This is a genomic window from Flavobacterium sp. HSC-32F16 (assembly GCF_024171645.1).
Lineage (GTDB): Bacteria > Bacteroidota > Bacteroidia > Flavobacteriales > Flavobacteriaceae > Flavobacterium.
Genome location: NZ_JALKAC010000011.1, coordinates 187,301 through 203,284, shown reverse-complemented (window position 1 = coordinate 203,284; position 15,984 = coordinate 187,301). Strand labels below are relative to the sequence as shown.

Sequence of the window (15,984 nt, the reverse complement as noted above, 5' to 3'; positions counted from 1 at the left end):
GGATTTTAATATTTAGCTGTTACCTCTTTTTCTAAATCTAGGATCATTTTTAGAGATAAACGTTGTTCTTCGATTTGGTGTTTCAACTTTAGGCAGACTTGCTTCTTCTGTTTTACTTGAAGGTTCTATCAGTTGATTTAATTCTTTGATTTCATCATCGGTCAAATCGCGGTAACGGCCAACGGGAATATCCAAAGAGATATTAATGATTCTAATTCGTTTTAACGCTGTAACTTCATAGCCCAGATATTCAGACATTCTTCTAATTTGACGGTTTAACCCCTGAGTCAGAATAATTTTGAAAGTGTATTTACTGATTTGTTCTACTTTACATTTTTTGGTAACCGTATCTAAAATTGGAACACCATTTCCCATTCGTTGTATAAAACGATCTGTAATAGGTTTGCTTACCGTAACGGTATATTCTTTTTCGTGATTATTTCTGGCGCGTAAAATCTTGTTTACAATATCACCGTCATTCGTCATAAAAATCAATCCTTCACTGGCTTTATCCAATCTGCCAATTGGGAAAATACGTTTTGGATAATTAATATAATCTACAATATTATTTCGAACTTCAAGATTAGTTGTGCATTCAATACCAACAGGCTTGTTGAAAGCCAGATAAACCATTTTTTCGTGCTTTTCCACGATTAACTTTCCGTCAATGCGTACTTCATCATCTGGTGAAACTTTGGTTCCCATTTCAGGCACAACGCCATTTATTGTTACGCGTCCTTCTTCAATTAATTTATCCGCTTCACGACGGGAGCAATACCCGGTTTCGCCAATAAATTTATTAAGACGTTTAAGATTTTCTTCCATACTGCAAAAGTAGACAAAAAAATGATTTTAGATTTTAGAATTCAGATTTTAGATTTTTGGAAAACCTTTGTTCCTTTAAGCCTTTGTTACTTTGAACCTTCAAAAAGGAACTCAATAACTTTTTGATACAATTCATCATCATGCATTCCGTGACCTAAACCGCTGGTTTCAATAAACTGACTGTTTTTCCAGCCGCTTGCGATTTTTTTTCCTTCTTCAAAAGCTACAATCTTATCGGATGTGTCATGGGCAATAAAACCAGGAATAGTAAATTGCGATGCAAATTTTTGTCCTGAAAATTCTTCCAGCTTAAAGTTGAAACGATTGATAAATTTACTTTCTAAAAGAGACAGCATTTTAGTGTTTAGACTCAGCATTGAAATGTAATTATCAATCAAAGTTTTTAAGTCTGAAGGCGCACCAAGAATGACCATTTTGTTTATACTCGTATTCGGAAATAAATATTGATGATAAACGCAGGCCGCACCGCCAATAGAATGTCCAATAATAATTTCCGGCTGGTATTTTTCTACGGCTTTGTTTATAAATTCGGCATAAAGCGGAACATTAAATTCTCTTCCGCTGCTTTGTCCATGAGCAGGTGCATCAATAGCAATAATCGTACTTCCGGACTTTTGAAGATGTGGCAGCGTTTTTTTCCAGCGTGAAGCATTACTTTCCCAACCGTGAACTAATAAAATTTTGGTTTCATTTCCTTTCCAGATGTACGTTTGAAAATGATGTTCGTTATGGTTAAAAATTTCTGTTTCGGTATTTCTTAAAATTTTAGGAAGAGTTTCTTTTTTTAATCTCCCAATTCGGGGCTGACTAAAAAGCGCATAAGAAAGTTCCATAGCTTTTTGCGGGCGTACATAACTCAAAAAGTTAATATAAGATCCAACTGATTTTAATGTAATAAAACGAATTCCTTTTTTAATTCCCAAAACAAGTAATTTAGTGGTAAAAATAATATTCCGGGGATCGATCTAAAAAAGTTTCGCCACGAATTACACAAATTTAGCACGAATTTTTATTCCATTTAATAACAAATTAAAAATTAGTGAAAATTAGTGTAATTCGTGGCAGAAAAATATTTTGGTAAAAAAAAGTCCCGATTAAATCGGGACCGTTTATTTAGAATTTTGAGAACAATTGTTCCATTTTTTCTTTTTCTTCATCTGCTAAAGCAGTATCAACTAAAATTCTTCCAGAGTGCTCATCAGTAATGATTTTCTTTCTTGAAGCGATTTCAACCTGAGTTTGTGGTGGAATCGTAAAGAAAGATCCTGCAGAAGCTCCTCTTTCGATAGAAACTACAGCTAATCCGTTACGAACACTGCTTCTGATTCTGTTGTAAGCAGCTAATAATCTGTCTTCGATTTGAGCTGAAAATTCAGCTGATTTCTCAGATAAGAAGATTTCTTCTTTTTGAGTTTCAGCCATGATAGCGTCTAATTCAGATTTTTTATGTTTTAAATGAGAGCTTTTAGCGTCAAGTTTTTCTTTTAAATTAGAAATAACTTCTTTTTTGTGCTCGATAGAAGCTTTCATTTCTTTGATTTGCTTTTCAGCTAATTGAATTTCTAATTCCTGAAATTCAACTTCTTTTGTCAAAGAATTAAATTCTCTGTTGTTACGAACTGATTCTTGTTGTTTTGTGTATTTCTTGATAACCTCTTTATGCTCCTCAATAGCAATTTTCTTTGCTTTGATTTGCTCCTCAATCACTTCAAGTTCACTTTTCAGTTTCTCTGAACGAGTGCTCAAACCTGCAACTTCATCTTCTAAATCTTCAACCTCTAAAGGAAGTTCTCCTCTAACGTTTCTGATTTCGTCAATTCTAGAGTCAATAAGCTGTAAATCGTATATTGCTCTTAACTTGTCCTCAACACTTAATTCTTTCGTATTCGTCATATTCTATAAGTACTTAACTGGATTTGTATTTTCTTCCGATAAAATGATCGCAAAATTAAGAATTTTTTTTCGAAGATAATCAACAATATAGTTTTTTGTATAGCGTTCGCTCTCAAAATGACCAATATCGGCCAAAAGCAGCTTATTTTCTGCTTCATAGAACTGATGATACTTTAAATCAGCAGTTAAAAAAGCATCGGCTCCAGCCTGAACTGCATTTTTTATGGCAAAACTTCCTGAACCGCCCAGAACAGCTACTTTTTTTACTTTTTTTCCTGTAAAGGCAGAATGACGAATACCGCGCGCAATCATAATTTCTTTTACGTACAGAAGAAAGTCTTTTTCATCCATTTCATTTTCCAATTCCCCAATCATTCCTAAACCAATATTTGGATGCAGATTTTGAAGATTGTAGATTTCGTAAGCCACTTCTTCATAAATATGATTCGTTAAAAGTGCTTTTAAAATTTTAGATTGTAAATGTTTCTCGAAAATAACTTCAATTTTTATTTCGGCACCCGTATGTAATTTTCCTTTTTCGCCAATAACCGGATTGCTTTTTTCATTTCCTTTAAAAGTAAAAAAACCTTCAGAATTAAAACTGCAGTTATCATAGTTTGCAATAGTTCCTGCGCCGGCTTCGAACATGGCATTTCGAACTTTTTCCGAATTTTCAGGAACGGTATACGTAACTAATTTTTGCAGAAATTGCTGTTTTGGAATTAAAATTTTGGTGTTTATTAAACCTAAGGTATTACAGAAAATATTATTAACTCCCTGCGAATGATTGTCTAAAGCGGTATGTACGGCATAAATCGCAATATCATTTTTGATGGCTTTTAAAATAGCACGCTCAACGTAGTTTTTGCCGGTAATTTTTTTAATTCCAGAAAATAAAATAGGATGAAAGCAAACTACAAGATTGCAGTTTTTAGTTATTGCTTCTTCAATTACATTTTCCAGTGCATCGTGACAAACTAAAACTCCGTTACTTTCGTTTTCCGGATTTCCCACTAAAAGTCCCACATTGTCAAAATCTTCTGCATAGGCGAGAGGCGCCATTTCTTCTAGTACGGTTATGATGTCTTTGATTTTCATTTTTTATATTTTGTTTCAAGTTTCAGGTTTCAAGTTTTTTGACAACTGAAACCTAAAACAAATTAACGAAAAAAACTACTTTAATAAAACTATACTTGATTGCAAGATGTTTAGATTGTCAAATGACTTGATTTACATTATCTAAACGAATAGTTTACTTTTCGTATATTTGTAATTCTAAATTTAAAGACATGACTACAATAAAAATTAACGAACGTACCAAAACAGGTAAAGCATTTATGGCAATGTTTGAAGCTTTTTTTAAGGGTGTTGATGGAATAGAAATTATTGAAACAGATTCAAAAAAAGAAAAAGAAAGTCCATATAATCCTGAATTTGTAGATATGGTTTTGAAATCTGCTAAAAGTAAAAATAGTACTGAAATTAATCCTAAGGATGTATGGGGAAGTTTAGGATTGAAATAAAAGATCTGGCAAAAAAACACATAATTCAACACTATAAGTCAGGAGATAAAAAAAGCATTAAAAATATTGAGAAAATTCTTTTAGAATTGACTGAAACTCCTTTTGAAGGAAGTGGTAATCCCGAACCATTAAAATATGAGCTTTCTGGGTTTTGGTCTAGAAGAATAAATCAAAAAGACAGAATGATATATTATCTGGAAGATGATACAGTGACAATTTTTATCGTTTCTGCAAAAGATCATTATTCAGATAAATAATTCTATGAACTTACTTCGAAAAATACTTTTCCCTTTCGCCATTCTATACGGATTCATTACCAGCATTCGCAATTTTCTTTTTGATAAAGGAATTCTAAAATCAACTTCTTTTGATATTCCGGTTATTGCTGTTGGAAATTTAAGTGTGGGAGGAACTGGAAAAACTCCACAAATTGAATATTTGATTCGGTTATTAGCTGATAAATATAAAGTGGCGACTTTAAGCCGGGGTTACAAAAGAAAATCGGAAGGTTTTGTTTTAGCAGATTCAACTTCTAATGCTGAAATTCTGGGCGATGAACCTTTTCAGTTTTATCAAAAATTTCCAAATGTTCAGGTTGCAGTTGATGCCAATCGCACAAACGGAATTACACAATTGCTTTCGCAGAAAGAAAAGCCTCAGGTAATTTTATTAGACGACGCTTATCAGCACCGAAAAGTAAAAGCGGGATTTTATATCCTGCTGACTTCTTACGGAGATTTATATGCAGATGATTTTATACTGCCAACAGGGAATTTAAGAGAAAGTAGAAGCGGAGCCAACAGAGCCAATATTGTTGTGGTTACGAAATGCCCAAATAATCTATCGGAAGAAGAACAAGAAAAGATTCGTTTGAAATTAAAACTGAATTGTTCACAGCAGATTTTCTTTACTTTTATAGATTATGATACTGTAATTTATGGTCAAAATGGAAAAATTGCTGTGGATGAAATTAAATCAGAATCAAAATTACTTTTAGCCGGAATTGCAAAACCAAAACCATTTTTTGATTATTTAAAAAATGAAAATGACGAATGTTTGACTTTTCCAGACCATCATCATTTTTCTGAAACCGATTTAGATTCTATTCAAAATAAAGCAAACGGGAGAAAAATTATTACAACTGAGAAGGATTATGTTCGATTAAAAGATTCAAAGCAGGTTTCTCAATTGTATTATCTGCCTATAAAAAGTACATTTATCAATCATCATCAAAATTTTGACGTTTCAATTTTACAGTATATTAAAGAAAACTTAGAGACTTAATATCTCAGTCTTAGAACCTAAAAAAAAATCAATCAAAGAATTTCGCAATTGTACTGTAAAATTCATCTGGAACAAAAGGTTTTGTAATTACGTCGTTCATTCCAAAAGAAATAAGCATATCTCTATTTTCGTCTAGCGAAATAGCAGTAAGCGCAATAATTGGAGTTGCTTTATCAAATTCTCTAATTTGTTGTGTTGCTGTAGTTCCGTTAATTCCGGGTAAATGCACATCCATTAAAATCATATCAAAACGTTTGACCTTTAAAAGCTCAACTGCATCTTCGCCATTGTCGATTATTTCACAAGTAATGGCTTTGTTTTCAAGCATTTTACGTGTAATCATTTGATTAATTTTATTGTCTTCAATCAATAAAATAGATTTATGCTTGAGTTGTTTATCGTTATATGGTTTTTCTTCTGTAACTGCTTCCAACGGTTCGTTATTAATTTTAAAATTTAATTTGAAAGTAAAAGTGGATCCTTTGCCAACTTCACTTTTTAGTTTTATTTCGCCTCCTAAAAGTTCAATTAACTTTTTAACAATCGTAAGCCCTAAGCCAGTACCGCCATATTTTCGGTTAACTTCAATTGAACCTTGTGAAAAACTTTCAAATACGGTTTGTAATTTATCTTCAGGAATACCAATTCCAGTGTCGACTATTTCAAAATAAACAGTTGCAGTTTCTTCTTCTTCCGCAAACAATTTAGCAATAACATTTACATGTCCGTTTTGGGTAAATTTTAGGGCGTTATTAATTAGGTTTAATATGATTTGAGATAATTTTGTTGGATCACCAATTAAATTGTCAGGAATTGTTTTATCCACTTCAAGATTAAAATAATTTTTATTGGCAGTTGCGAGTTCTTTAAGTGACCCCTGAATGTTAAAAAGTAATTCTTTGAGATTGAAACTGATATTTTCTACTTCAACTTTGGTCGAATCGATTTTGTTAATTTCAAGAATTTCGTTGATGAAAGTTGTTAGATAATTTCCAGAGAATTTCAGTGATTCTAAATACTTTAACTGTGCTTTTTTAGGATTGTCTTCCAGAAGTAAATGAGTGATTCCGTTAATTGCGTTCAGCGGAGTTCGAAGTTCATGACTTACAGTCGATAAAAATTCAGATCTTGCTTTAGAGGCTTTTTCGGCTTTGTTTTTAGCCAGAATCAGTTCTTTGTTTTTTTCTCTTAAAAGTAAATTATTCTGGTTACGAATAATATTGTTTTTGTACAAAGCTAAGCTTAAAAGGGACAAAATCGAAATTAGGGCAATGGCTAAAATGCTGACTAATTTAGAATACCGATAGGTTTTTAATTGAATTTTCTCTTCGCTTTCTCGTTTGATTGTATTGCTTAAAGTCTGATTTTTTTTGAATTTTTGAAACTCATTAAAATCGATTTTCGCATTTTTTAGTTTTAAAATATAATTTTCTAACTGATAATGTTCATCCAGATAAGAGTAGGCGAGATCGTAGTTTTTATTTTGTTTGTAGTAACGGCTTACAGCTAAAACGATTTTTGATTTTTGAGCCAGATCATTCGTTTTTTCGTTGTAATCTAAGGCCTTGTCAAAATAAATCATTGCAGAATCATTTCGCTTCAACTGTGTTTCAATTAAACCAAGTTGATAATAGGACTTAATCTTTGTTTTTATTACAGATGGATTATCGGGTGTCTTTGTTATTTTTTGAAAAGTTTTAGCAGCCAGACGAAAGTTTTTGTTTGACTTGAATGCCATTGCTTTTTGGTAATTTAAAATTTCAGAACTGTCAATAACACCAAGATCTTTTAAGAGTTTTTGAGCTTTTGCATAATAAAGGTCTGCTGTTTTATAATCACCTTTTGCAGTATTTGCCGCGCCAATATAGTGAAGGGCTAAAATTTTAGTGCAGGTTGGTTTTACACTGTCAAAAGAAGCTACGCTTTTATGAAAGTTTTTTAGAGCTTCTTCGTACTTCCGCTGATTGTAATATATTTTACCAAGTTTAAAAGTCTGATTGCCTAAATCTTCCGGAATGTGATTGGTTTCGCAAAAATCAATGGATTTTTTGGTTAAAAGAACCGCCTCATTATACTCTTTACTATTTAGTTTTTTATTTGCCAGTTTGTTATAATAGGAAATGCTGTCTGTATTCTGTTTGATTTGAGAATACAAAAATGGATTTAAAAAACAAACAACAATTAAAAGATAGTAATACTTCATGTATGGCAATGCTTTTACAATGAATCTTATGTTTTTCTTATCAGTAAAATCAAATCAATTAATCGTGATGAATAGCCAATTTCGTTATCATACCAGCCTACAACTTTTACCATTTTATCAATGACAGAAGTAAGCTGAGCGTCAAACAAGCACGAATGCGTATTGCCAATTATATCAACAGAAACGATAGGATCTTCTGTGTAATCTAATATTCCTTTTAAATTTGTTTTTGAGGCTTTTTGAAATGCAATGTTAATTTCTTCAATAGTAACAGCACGCTTAACATTGAACGTGATGTCTGTCAATGAACCATCGGGAACGGGGACACGAATGCCGCAACCTCCGATTTTTTCATGCAATTTAGGAAAAATTTTTGTTAATGCCTTAGCTGCACCTGTTGTTGTTGGAACAATCGACTGACTTGCTCCTCTTGCACGGCGTAAATCCTTATGTGGCTGGTCGTGAAGACTTTGGTCTGTTGTAAAAGAATGTATTGTTGTGATGTAAGCTTGTTCAATTCCACACAATTCTTCGATGATTTTTATCATCGGAGCAGCGTTATTTGTCGTGCAGCTTGCATTAGAAACAATATTTTCTGTTCCGTCTAATATATTTTCGTTTACTCCAAGAACAACTGTTTTAATAGTGTCAACTTCTGATGGGGCAGACAATATCACTTTTTTTGCTCCGGCTTCAATATGTGCATTTATTTCTTCATGCGTTTTGTATTTCCCTGTAGATTCAATCACAAAATCTATCGAATGACTTTTCCAGTCCAGGTTTGAAATGCTTTTTTCGTGAAAAAATAAATAATGTTTTTCGTTTACAATAATTCCTTTTTCATCACAGCTTACAGCAAAAGGAAGAACTCCATGAATACTGTCGTATTTTATTAAATGCGACATTGTTTTATTATCTGCAATATCATTAATTGCAACCACTTCAATTTCAGGATGATTTATAAGAAGACGAAATAAATTTCTTCCAATTCTTCCAAAACCATTAATAGCAATTCTTGTTTTCAATGTTTTGTTTATTTGTTTAATCGATTAACCGTTTAATCGGTTTGACAATTAAACGATTAAACAATTCAACTTTTTATAAAATATGTTTTTGTGCTTTGTATGAAGAACGAACAAGCGGCCCGCTCTCTACATGGCGGAATCCTAATTCAAGACCAAATTTTTCATATTTTGCAAATTGCTCCGGAGTAATAAATTCTTTTACTGGTAAATGTTTTTTAGTTGGCTGTAAGTACTGGCCAATGGTAACAATATCAACATTTGCATCGCGTAAATCACGCATTGTCTGGTAAACTTCTTCTTCTTCTTCTCCAAGACCAAGCATGATTCCAGATTTGGTTCTGTTGATTCCTTTTTCTTTCAGGTAACGTAAAACTTCTAAGCTTCGATCGTATTTTGCCTGAATACGTACTTCGCGTGTTAAACGGCGAACAGTTTCCATATTATGCGAAACTACTTCAGGATTAGCCTCAACGATTCTATCAATGTTTCTTTCGATTCCCTGAAAGTCCGGAATTAAAGTTTCAAGAGTAGTATTTGGGTTCATTCTTCGAATGGCTTTTACAGTTTCAATCCAGATGATAGAACCGCCATCTTTTAAATCATCTCTATCAACACTTGTAATTACCGCGTGTTTGATATTCATGATTTTAATAGAACGTGCTACTTTTTCAGGTTCGTCCCAATCCACCGTTTCAGGTCTGCCGGTTTTAACCCCGCAAAAACCACAAGAACGTGTACAAACGTTTCCTAAAATCATAAAAGTTGCCGTTCCCTCACCCCAGCATTCTCCCATATTAGGGCAGCTTCCAGAGGTGCAAATTGTATTTAAGCTGTATTTATCAACTAAACCACGTAGTTCAGTATATTTTTGTCCAATTGGTAATTTTACCTTCAACCATTTAGGTTTTGCAGGTTGTGTGTTTTCAATGACTGTTTCCATATATCATAAATCTGAATACAAAGATACGGAATGTAGTTTATTTGGAGATGCTAATTTAATTTTCGTTTCCTGTTTGTGTTCTCTCTTCCTATTTGAAATTATTAAGTTCAAATATTAATTATTTGTATTTATACGCTTTTTATAGTATATTTTTTTATTCTTCTTTAAGATTTCGGCCTTTTCGCTTGATTTTTAAAATTTTAAATTCTGTCTTATTCTATCATAAATTTGATTTTTTTGGGTAATACGAAACTTATCGTGTAGTAATTTTGTTGTTAAATTAAAGATTAAAAACATGAAAAAGAGATTTATCGTATTAGGAATTTTATTAGCAGCTTTTGGTTTTACTGAAATGAATGCACAAATTCTTTCAGACAAAGCTATGGGAGCATTAGGAAAAGGTGTTTCAGGATTTACTTTTAGTGATGCAGATGCCGCTGCCTTAGCTAAAGAATCAGTTGCTGAACTGGATGCAAATAATCCTGTTGCCGGGGCTGAAGATGGTTATTCAGTTCGATTAAATCGTTTATTTGGTAAACATACTTCAAGTGAAGGAGTTACTTTAAATTATAAAGTTTATTTAGTAAAAGATATTAATGCTTTTGCTTGTGCAGACGGAAGTGTTCGTGTATTTGCCGGTTTAATGGATGTTATGGATGATAATGAATTGCTTGCGGTTATTGGACATGAAATTGGCCACGTTGTGAATCACCATACAAGAGACGCTATTAAAGCAGCTTATAAAAAAGAAGCCTTACTAGATGCAGCTTCATCACAATCAGGAAAAATAGAGACTCTTTCAGGATCTCAATTAGGGAAAATTGGAAGTGCAATGATCGACAGCAAGCATAGTAGAAAGCAAGAATCTCAAGCCGATACGTTTTCGTATGACTTTATGAAAAGAAATGGCTATGATGTAAATGCCGTGGAATCTGCTTTTAGAATTCTTCAAAAATTAAGTGAAGGAGCTGAATCTTCTTTTATGACTAAAATGATGAGCTCGCATCCAGATTCTGGAAAAAGAGCAGATGATGCTAAGAAAAAAGCAACAAAAGATGGTTTGTATAAAGCGTATGTACCACAGAAAATCGATAATACAGCACCTGTAAAAGCTAAGGCCGCAACAAAAACACCTGCTAAAAAAACTGTGGCAAAAAAGAAATAATTTTTCTTTAAACCTAAAAAACGGCAAGTTCTCTGGAGAATTTGCCGTTTTTTTGCTTCATTGTTAAGTGCTATGAATAATGGTAACAAATAGATATCAGCTCATTTAAAATTTATATCTTTAATTTGTTAAAAAAAGAAGCTTTGAGTGAAATGAAATAGCATTTTCTTATGCTACATTTGTTGTTAAATTGTAATTATAAAAAACATGAAAAAGAAAATTATAATAGCAGGATTCTTATTTGCAGCATTTGGTTTTACAAATATGAATGCACAGATTAATTTAGGAGATAAAGCGATAGGGGCCCTTCAAAAAGGTGTTGCTAGTTTTACTTTAAGTAACGCTGATGCCTCTGCTTTGTCTAAAGAAGCAGTTCGTAAATTAGATTCGACAAATGAAGTAGCAGGACCAAATGATGGCTACACTTTAAGATTAAACCGCGTTTTTGGAAAACATACAGCAGGCGAAGGTTTTACTTTAAATTATAAAGTATACAAAGTAAAAGAAGTAAATGCTTTTGCTACAGCAGATGGTAGTGTGCGTGTATATTCAGGTTTAATGGATATTATGGATGATAACGAATTATTGGCAGTAATTGGTCATGAAATTGGCCACGTTGCTAACAACGATTCTAGAGATGCAATGCGTGCCGCTTATCAAAAAGAAGCTTTAATTGATGGCGTTTCTTCGCAGTCAACAAAGGTTTCGGCAGTTACTGACAGCCAGTTAGGCAAAATAGGAAGTGCTTTAATTGACAGTAAACACAGCCGTAAACAAGAAACAGAGGCAGATTTATACTCATACAATTTCTTAAAGAAAAACGGTTATAATGTAAATGCTGAAGAATCTGCTTTTAGAATTTTAGCTAAGATGAGTGAAGGAGCAGAAGCTTCGTTTATTGATCAAATGATGAGTTCACACCCAGATTCTAAAAAAAGAGCTGATGATGCTAAATTAAGAGCTGAAAAAGATGGAGTTTACAAGCTTTATGTACAGCAAAAAATAGATAATACGGTTCCAAAAGCGGCAACAGTGAAAAAAACAACTACTACAAAGAAAACTACAACTAAGAAAAAGTAGTTTTAGAGAAATAAAAAACGGCAAATTTAATTTGCCGTTTTTTTTATGCTTCAAATTAACCTAAAACATGATGTGCCAAAACTTTTTGAACATCATATACATTTACTGATTTATTAAACTGTTTTACAATACTAGGATTCAATTCGCTCGAAACCCAGATTTTTAATTCAGCATCAAGATCAAAAGTTCCTGCTGTTTCTATACTAAAACGAGTAATGCTTTTGTAAGCAATAGATTTATATTCTGTTTTGCTTCCTGTTAATCCTTGTACATCTACCAAAATCAATCTTTTGTTGGTAAAGATAAAAGTATCACGGATTAGTTTAAAACCCATTTCAATTTGCTCATTATCTGTTAAAAGCTGGCCGTATTTTTTAAGTAAATCTTCCTGGCTTACAGTTCCTGCATTGCCCATAAGAGCTGAAAATATTCCCATTTTATTTATTTTTAGTTTGATTAATTTTTTAGTGTACTGTAAAAGTAAATAAAATAGAGAATAAAAAATTGTTTCTTACCATTAAGAGATTAAGAAAAATTAAGGTTTTATCTTAATCTCTTAATGGTAATTTTTTCCATAAAAAAAGCGGCGTCAATATTAAAGCAAATAAAAATGAAGATATTCCAGAAACGATTATGTGTCCGTATTGTTTGAGCGAAAGACCAATTGCAAAACGGATGCTTAAAATTGCTATTGATAATAATAGTACAGAAATCCAATAGAATTTATTTGTTGAATTTTTATAAGTATTACTTTTTGGAAGTTTAAAAAATGAAAATAAAATAATTATACCGCCAATAAAAGAACTAGAATGTTGTGCCACTTTTAGATAAGGAATTTTTTTATTAAAGATTAATATTGACTCTTTTAGTTCAGGAATATGATTAACGAAATAACCATGATCATGTGTAAAACTATCCCAAAATAAATGAGATGCTGTTCCAATAAGAATTGAAACCATTACAATAATCCAGTTTTGTTTAAAATAATCGTTCCACTTAAATGCTTTGAAAAGTATAAACCTTGATCTAATATTGTTAGGTAGATTGTCAAATAATTGATGTTTCACAATATTGTGGAATATAAAAGAAAGAAACAATGCAAGAGGTAAATCGAACCAAAAAATACCAGCGATAGTATGACTGTAATTACTTTGAACTTTCATCCTGATAAAATATTCAAAATCTGGTGTCATACTTCCAATAATAAGTCCAGTAAATGAAAACCATTTTTTAGGTAAATATTTTAAAGGCAATACTATTGCAGGATGTGAAAAAGTAAATGGCATTTTGATCTTTAGTTAATTAAAAATGGACTTTGAAATATTAACTAAAGATCATAAAAAAAAGCAGAACCGAAGTTCTGCTTTTGTATTTTTTATTATGGTTGTGTTTGTATTGTTATTGGAAGATTGTAGGCAGTTCTAACTGCTTTTCCGTCGATCATTCCGGGAGCCCATTTTGTTTTTAATGATTTTAAAACTCTAACAGCTTCTTTTCCTAATCCATAACCCGGATCATTTTTTACTAAAATATCAGTCATTGAACCATCTCTTTCGATTACAAAAGAAACGTAAACACGTAATGTTCTTTCTTCATCCAATTCTGGTCGGGTAAAGTTTTTGCCTACATACGTGTAGAAATTTTTGATCCCACCCGGAAATTCTGGCATTTTATCTAACGCAGCAGGAGTATAAGGTCCTGGAATTACAGGTGTGTCAATTTCACCAATACCAGTGCCTCCAGTTGTTGGCATTGTATTAACGCCTGTTCCTGGTCCTGCAGTGGTATTGTCTACAACAGGAGTGTTTTCTTTGTTAGTTGCAATTTCTGTAACCGCATCATCTGCATGCGAAATAACTGGATTTGTTAACTGAGATGAAGTAACAGGAGCTTGTGATGCAGGCTCTTGTTTTTGTGCAGGAGGTGCAATATACTCTTCAGTTTTAGGCTTCACAATGTCGTTAAGATCCGTTACTACTAAAGGGGTGTAAATTACCGGTTCTGTTGTATCAACAGGACTCTCAATACTAAATTTATTAATCAGCATCGATACACTTCCCACGGCTGTTATTAATAACAAGGCCATAAACAACGCATTGACAGTTGTTTTAGAATTTTCTTGGCGTAATTGATACGCTCCGTACTCTTTGTTTTTGTTTTCGAAAACAAGATCGGTCCACTTGCTTTCATAGATGCTTAATTTAGACATGATTTTTGGATTTTAAGGTTAAGTAACTTTAAATCATACGCGTAAAGGAGTTTGGGTTTTAGCAAACAACGTAGAAGTTGTTGTTTTAGTACGTGAATAAATAGTTTTTTAAGATAAAATGTGATTATATCTCATTGTTTTCTTAAAGATAATAAATTATCTATTACGTTCGATAATTTCTGCTAATAATTTTTTAGCGCGTAGTAATTTTACTTTTACATTGCTTAAAGGCTCGTTAATCTTGTCAGCAATTTCCTGATAAGACAATTCCTGAAAGTAGCGAAGCTGGATTACTTCCTGATAATGGGGTTTTAATTCTTTAATACATAAAAGCAAACGAGAGAGATTTTGCTCTTTAATTAAGGCATCTTCTGCAGATGGGGTAGTGTCGGCAATATTGTATGCCTGTTGGTCTTCTGTATCAGTGATTTCGATAAAAAGGCTCGTTTTCTTTTTACGCAATAAATCAATATAGACGTTTTTTGCAATGGCAATCAGCCAGGTGTTGAATCGAAATTCTGGATTATAAGATGCTATTTTGTCAAAAGCCTTAGAGAAAGTTTCTATTGTAATATCTTCGGCTGTGGTTTCATTTTCGGTACGCTTAAGCATGAAGCCGTAAACTTCATTCCAGAAATGATCTAATAAAAAAGTAAAGGCGACCTGGTCGCCTTTTTTTGCTTTTTCTATTTTAGAATTTATTTCCAATATACCGGTTTTGAAAAAATATTAGTTATAAAGATATTAATTTGAGTTAATATAAGCGCTATCTCTACAATAGGAAACCAGATTTTAATGTCATTTTCCTTCAATTTTCCGGCAGAAAATCCAATTACGGTCCAAACTACTGTATATCGTGTTGCTAAAATTGCAACTACAGCAATCCATTGAAATTGAAATGCCAGTAAAACAATAACTGATAAAAAGAAGAAAAATTGCGAACAAAAGAAGAGGCCTAATTGAAATTTATCAAAAAACTTATAATGTTCTGCAGTAGAAATATGTCTTCTTTTTTGAGTAAACCAATCTTTAAAAGATTCCTTTGGTTTAGAATAAGTAAAACTTTCCTGATTGTATGATATTGTAGTATTTGCTTTGTTGGCTGCCTGATTTATAAACAAATCATCATCACCGGAACGAACCTGAATATGATCGATGAAACCATTTACATTAAAAAACTCTTCTTTTTTATAGGCTAAATTTCGACCGACTCCCATATACGGAAGTCCTGCTTTTGCCCATGAAAAATATTGAACTGCAGTTAAAACGGTTTCAAAACGAATTATTTTATTTAAAAAAGAGCGTTCTCTCTTTTCGTAACCTCCATATCCTAAAACAATAGTTTTATCTGCGGTAAATTGAGAAGTCATGGCAGTAATCCAGTCTTTTGAAGTTGGATAACAATCAGCATCAGTAAATAATAGGTAATCTTTCTTAGCTGCTTTGATGCCTAAGGTTAAAGCGTATTTTTTATTTCCCCAAAAAGCTTCGTTATTTTCAACTTTAACCAGGCGAATGTTTGAGTATTGTTTTTCGAATTCTTCAAAAACTTCCAGTGTTTCATCACTTGAAGCATCATCGATTAAAACAATTTCAAAGTCAGGATAATTTTGTTCGGCTAATAACGGGACAAATTTCTTTACATTTTCTTCTTCATTTTTTGCGCAGACAATTACAGAAACTGGAATGTTTTTTTTTGTAATTTCTTGAGGTTTGGCAAAAGCAAACTTTCCAAAAATTCCTAAATAGTAGAAAAGTTGAATAAAAACAACAGCAATAAAGAAGTAAAATAAAGTTATAAGCATATAGTTTTAAT

The 15,984-nt window shown here is 32.4% G+C and carries 17 protein-coding genes; 5 read left to right on the top strand and 12 right to left on the bottom strand.

What is annotated here, in order from left to right:
* Positions 1–12: 12 nt before the first annotated feature.
* The 4 genes from rluF to L1276_RS23360 all read right to left on the bottom strand — a co-directional run bounded on the left by rluF (position 13) and on the right by L1276_RS23360 (position 3,837).
* Positions 13–825, bottom strand: a complete 813-nt coding sequence (gene rluF / locus L1276_RS23375; RefSeq protein WP_253792058.1) for a 23S rRNA pseudouridine(2604) synthase RluF — start codon at positions 823–825, stop codon at positions 13–15.
* Between the two features lie 86 nt (positions 826–911).
* Entirely contained in the window at positions 912–1,769 is an 858-nt protein-coding gene (locus L1276_RS23370; protein WP_253792056.1) for an alpha/beta fold hydrolase, read from the bottom strand.
* Between the two features lie 190 nt (positions 1,770–1,959).
* Positions 1,960–2,739, bottom strand: coding sequence for a zinc ribbon domain-containing protein (locus L1276_RS23365; protein ID WP_253792054.1), 780 nt, complete (start codon positions 2,737–2,739; stop codon positions 1,960–1,962).
* 3 nt (positions 2,740–2,742) lie between these two features.
* Positions 2,743–3,837 carry a Nif3-like dinuclear metal center hexameric protein gene (locus L1276_RS23360; protein ID WP_253792053.1) on the bottom strand — a complete coding sequence of 365 codons (1,095 nt, stop codon included), beginning with the start codon at positions 3,835–3,837 and terminating at the stop codon, positions 2,743–2,745.
* A gap of 191 nt (positions 3,838–4,028) precedes the next feature.
* On the opposite strand from L1276_RS23360, the gene L1276_RS23355 reads away from it, so the two are divergent.
* The 3 genes from L1276_RS23355 to lpxK are packed head-to-tail and all read left to right on the top strand — an operon-like array spanning position 4,029 to position 5,546.
* Entirely contained in the window at positions 4,029–4,262 is a 234-nt protein-coding gene (locus L1276_RS23355) for a DUF2683 family protein (protein ID WP_253792051.1), read from the top strand.
* Positions 4,238–4,519, top strand: coding sequence for a Txe/YoeB family addiction module toxin (locus L1276_RS23350; RefSeq protein ID WP_253792048.1), 282 nt, complete (start codon positions 4,238–4,240; stop codon positions 4,517–4,519). Before L1276_RS23355 ends, L1276_RS23350 begins: the two co-directional genes overlap by 25 nt.
* 4 nt (positions 4,520–4,523) lie before the next feature.
* A complete protein-coding gene (gene lpxK / locus L1276_RS23345; RefSeq protein ID WP_253792045.1) occupies positions 4,524–5,546 on the top strand; it encodes a tetraacyldisaccharide 4'-kinase in 1,023 nt (340 codons plus the stop codon).
* Between the two features lie 28 nt (positions 5,547–5,574).
* On the opposite strand, the gene L1276_RS23340 is transcribed toward lpxK, so the two are convergent.
* From L1276_RS23340 to lipA, 3 genes are all read right to left on the bottom strand, one after another.
* Positions 5,575–7,749, bottom strand: coding sequence for an ATP-binding protein (locus L1276_RS23340; protein WP_253792042.1), 2,175 nt, complete (start codon positions 7,747–7,749; stop codon positions 5,575–5,577).
* 26 nt (positions 7,750–7,775) lie between these two features.
* Entirely contained in the window at positions 7,776–8,774 is a 999-nt protein-coding gene (gap, locus tag L1276_RS23335; RefSeq protein ID WP_253792039.1) for a type I glyceraldehyde-3-phosphate dehydrogenase, read from the bottom strand.
* Between the two features lie 73 nt (positions 8,775–8,847).
* Positions 8,848–9,714, bottom strand: a complete 867-nt coding sequence (gene lipA / locus L1276_RS23330; RefSeq protein WP_253792037.1) for a lipoyl synthase — start codon at positions 9,712–9,714, stop codon at positions 8,848–8,850.
* Positions 9,715–10,009: 295 nt separating this feature from the next.
* Here lipA and L1276_RS23325 point away from each other — a divergent pair, with 295 nt between their 5' ends.
* Together L1276_RS23325 and L1276_RS23320 are read left to right on the top strand one after the other, a co-directional pair.
* Positions 10,010–10,879: a M48 family metalloprotease gene (locus L1276_RS23325; RefSeq protein ID WP_253792036.1), complete on the top strand. Its 870-nt coding sequence runs from the start codon at positions 10,010–10,012 to the stop codon at positions 10,877–10,879.
* A 207-nt stretch (positions 10,880–11,086) separates the two neighbouring features.
* A complete protein-coding gene (locus L1276_RS23320; RefSeq protein ID WP_253792035.1) occupies positions 11,087–11,959 on the top strand; it encodes a M48 family metalloprotease in 873 nt (290 codons plus the stop codon).
* A gap of 55 nt (positions 11,960–12,014) precedes the next feature.
* Here the strand turns inward: L1276_RS23320 and L1276_RS23315 are convergent, their stop codons facing one another.
* The 5 genes from L1276_RS23315 to L1276_RS23295 all read right to left on the bottom strand — a co-directional run bounded on the left by L1276_RS23315 (position 12,015) and on the right by L1276_RS23295 (position 15,973).
* On the bottom strand, positions 12,015–12,395 hold the full coding sequence (locus L1276_RS23315) for a PH domain-containing protein (RefSeq protein WP_253792033.1): 381 nt from the start codon (positions 12,393–12,395) through the stop codon (positions 12,015–12,017).
* Between the two features lie 112 nt (positions 12,396–12,507).
* The gene (locus L1276_RS23310) at positions 12,508–13,245 is read right to left on the bottom strand and encodes a DUF4184 family protein (protein WP_253792031.1); all 738 of its coding nucleotides are present in this window, start codon (positions 13,243–13,245) and stop codon (positions 12,508–12,510) included.
* Between the two features lie 92 nt (positions 13,246–13,337).
* Positions 13,338–14,168 carry an energy transducer TonB gene (locus L1276_RS23305; RefSeq protein ID WP_253792029.1) on the bottom strand — a complete coding sequence of 277 codons (831 nt, stop codon included), beginning with the start codon at positions 14,166–14,168 and terminating at the stop codon, positions 13,338–13,340.
* A gap of 156 nt (positions 14,169–14,324) precedes the next feature.
* A complete protein-coding gene (locus tag L1276_RS23300; protein WP_253792027.1) occupies positions 14,325–14,876 on the bottom strand; it encodes an RNA polymerase sigma factor in 552 nt (183 codons plus the stop codon).
* Positions 14,867–15,973 carry a glycosyltransferase gene (locus L1276_RS23295; protein ID WP_253792025.1) on the bottom strand — a complete coding sequence of 369 codons (1,107 nt, stop codon included), beginning with the start codon at positions 15,971–15,973 and terminating at the stop codon, positions 14,867–14,869. Before L1276_RS23295 ends, L1276_RS23300 begins: the two co-directional genes overlap by 10 nt.
* Between the last annotated feature and the right edge of the window lie 11 nt (positions 15,974–15,984).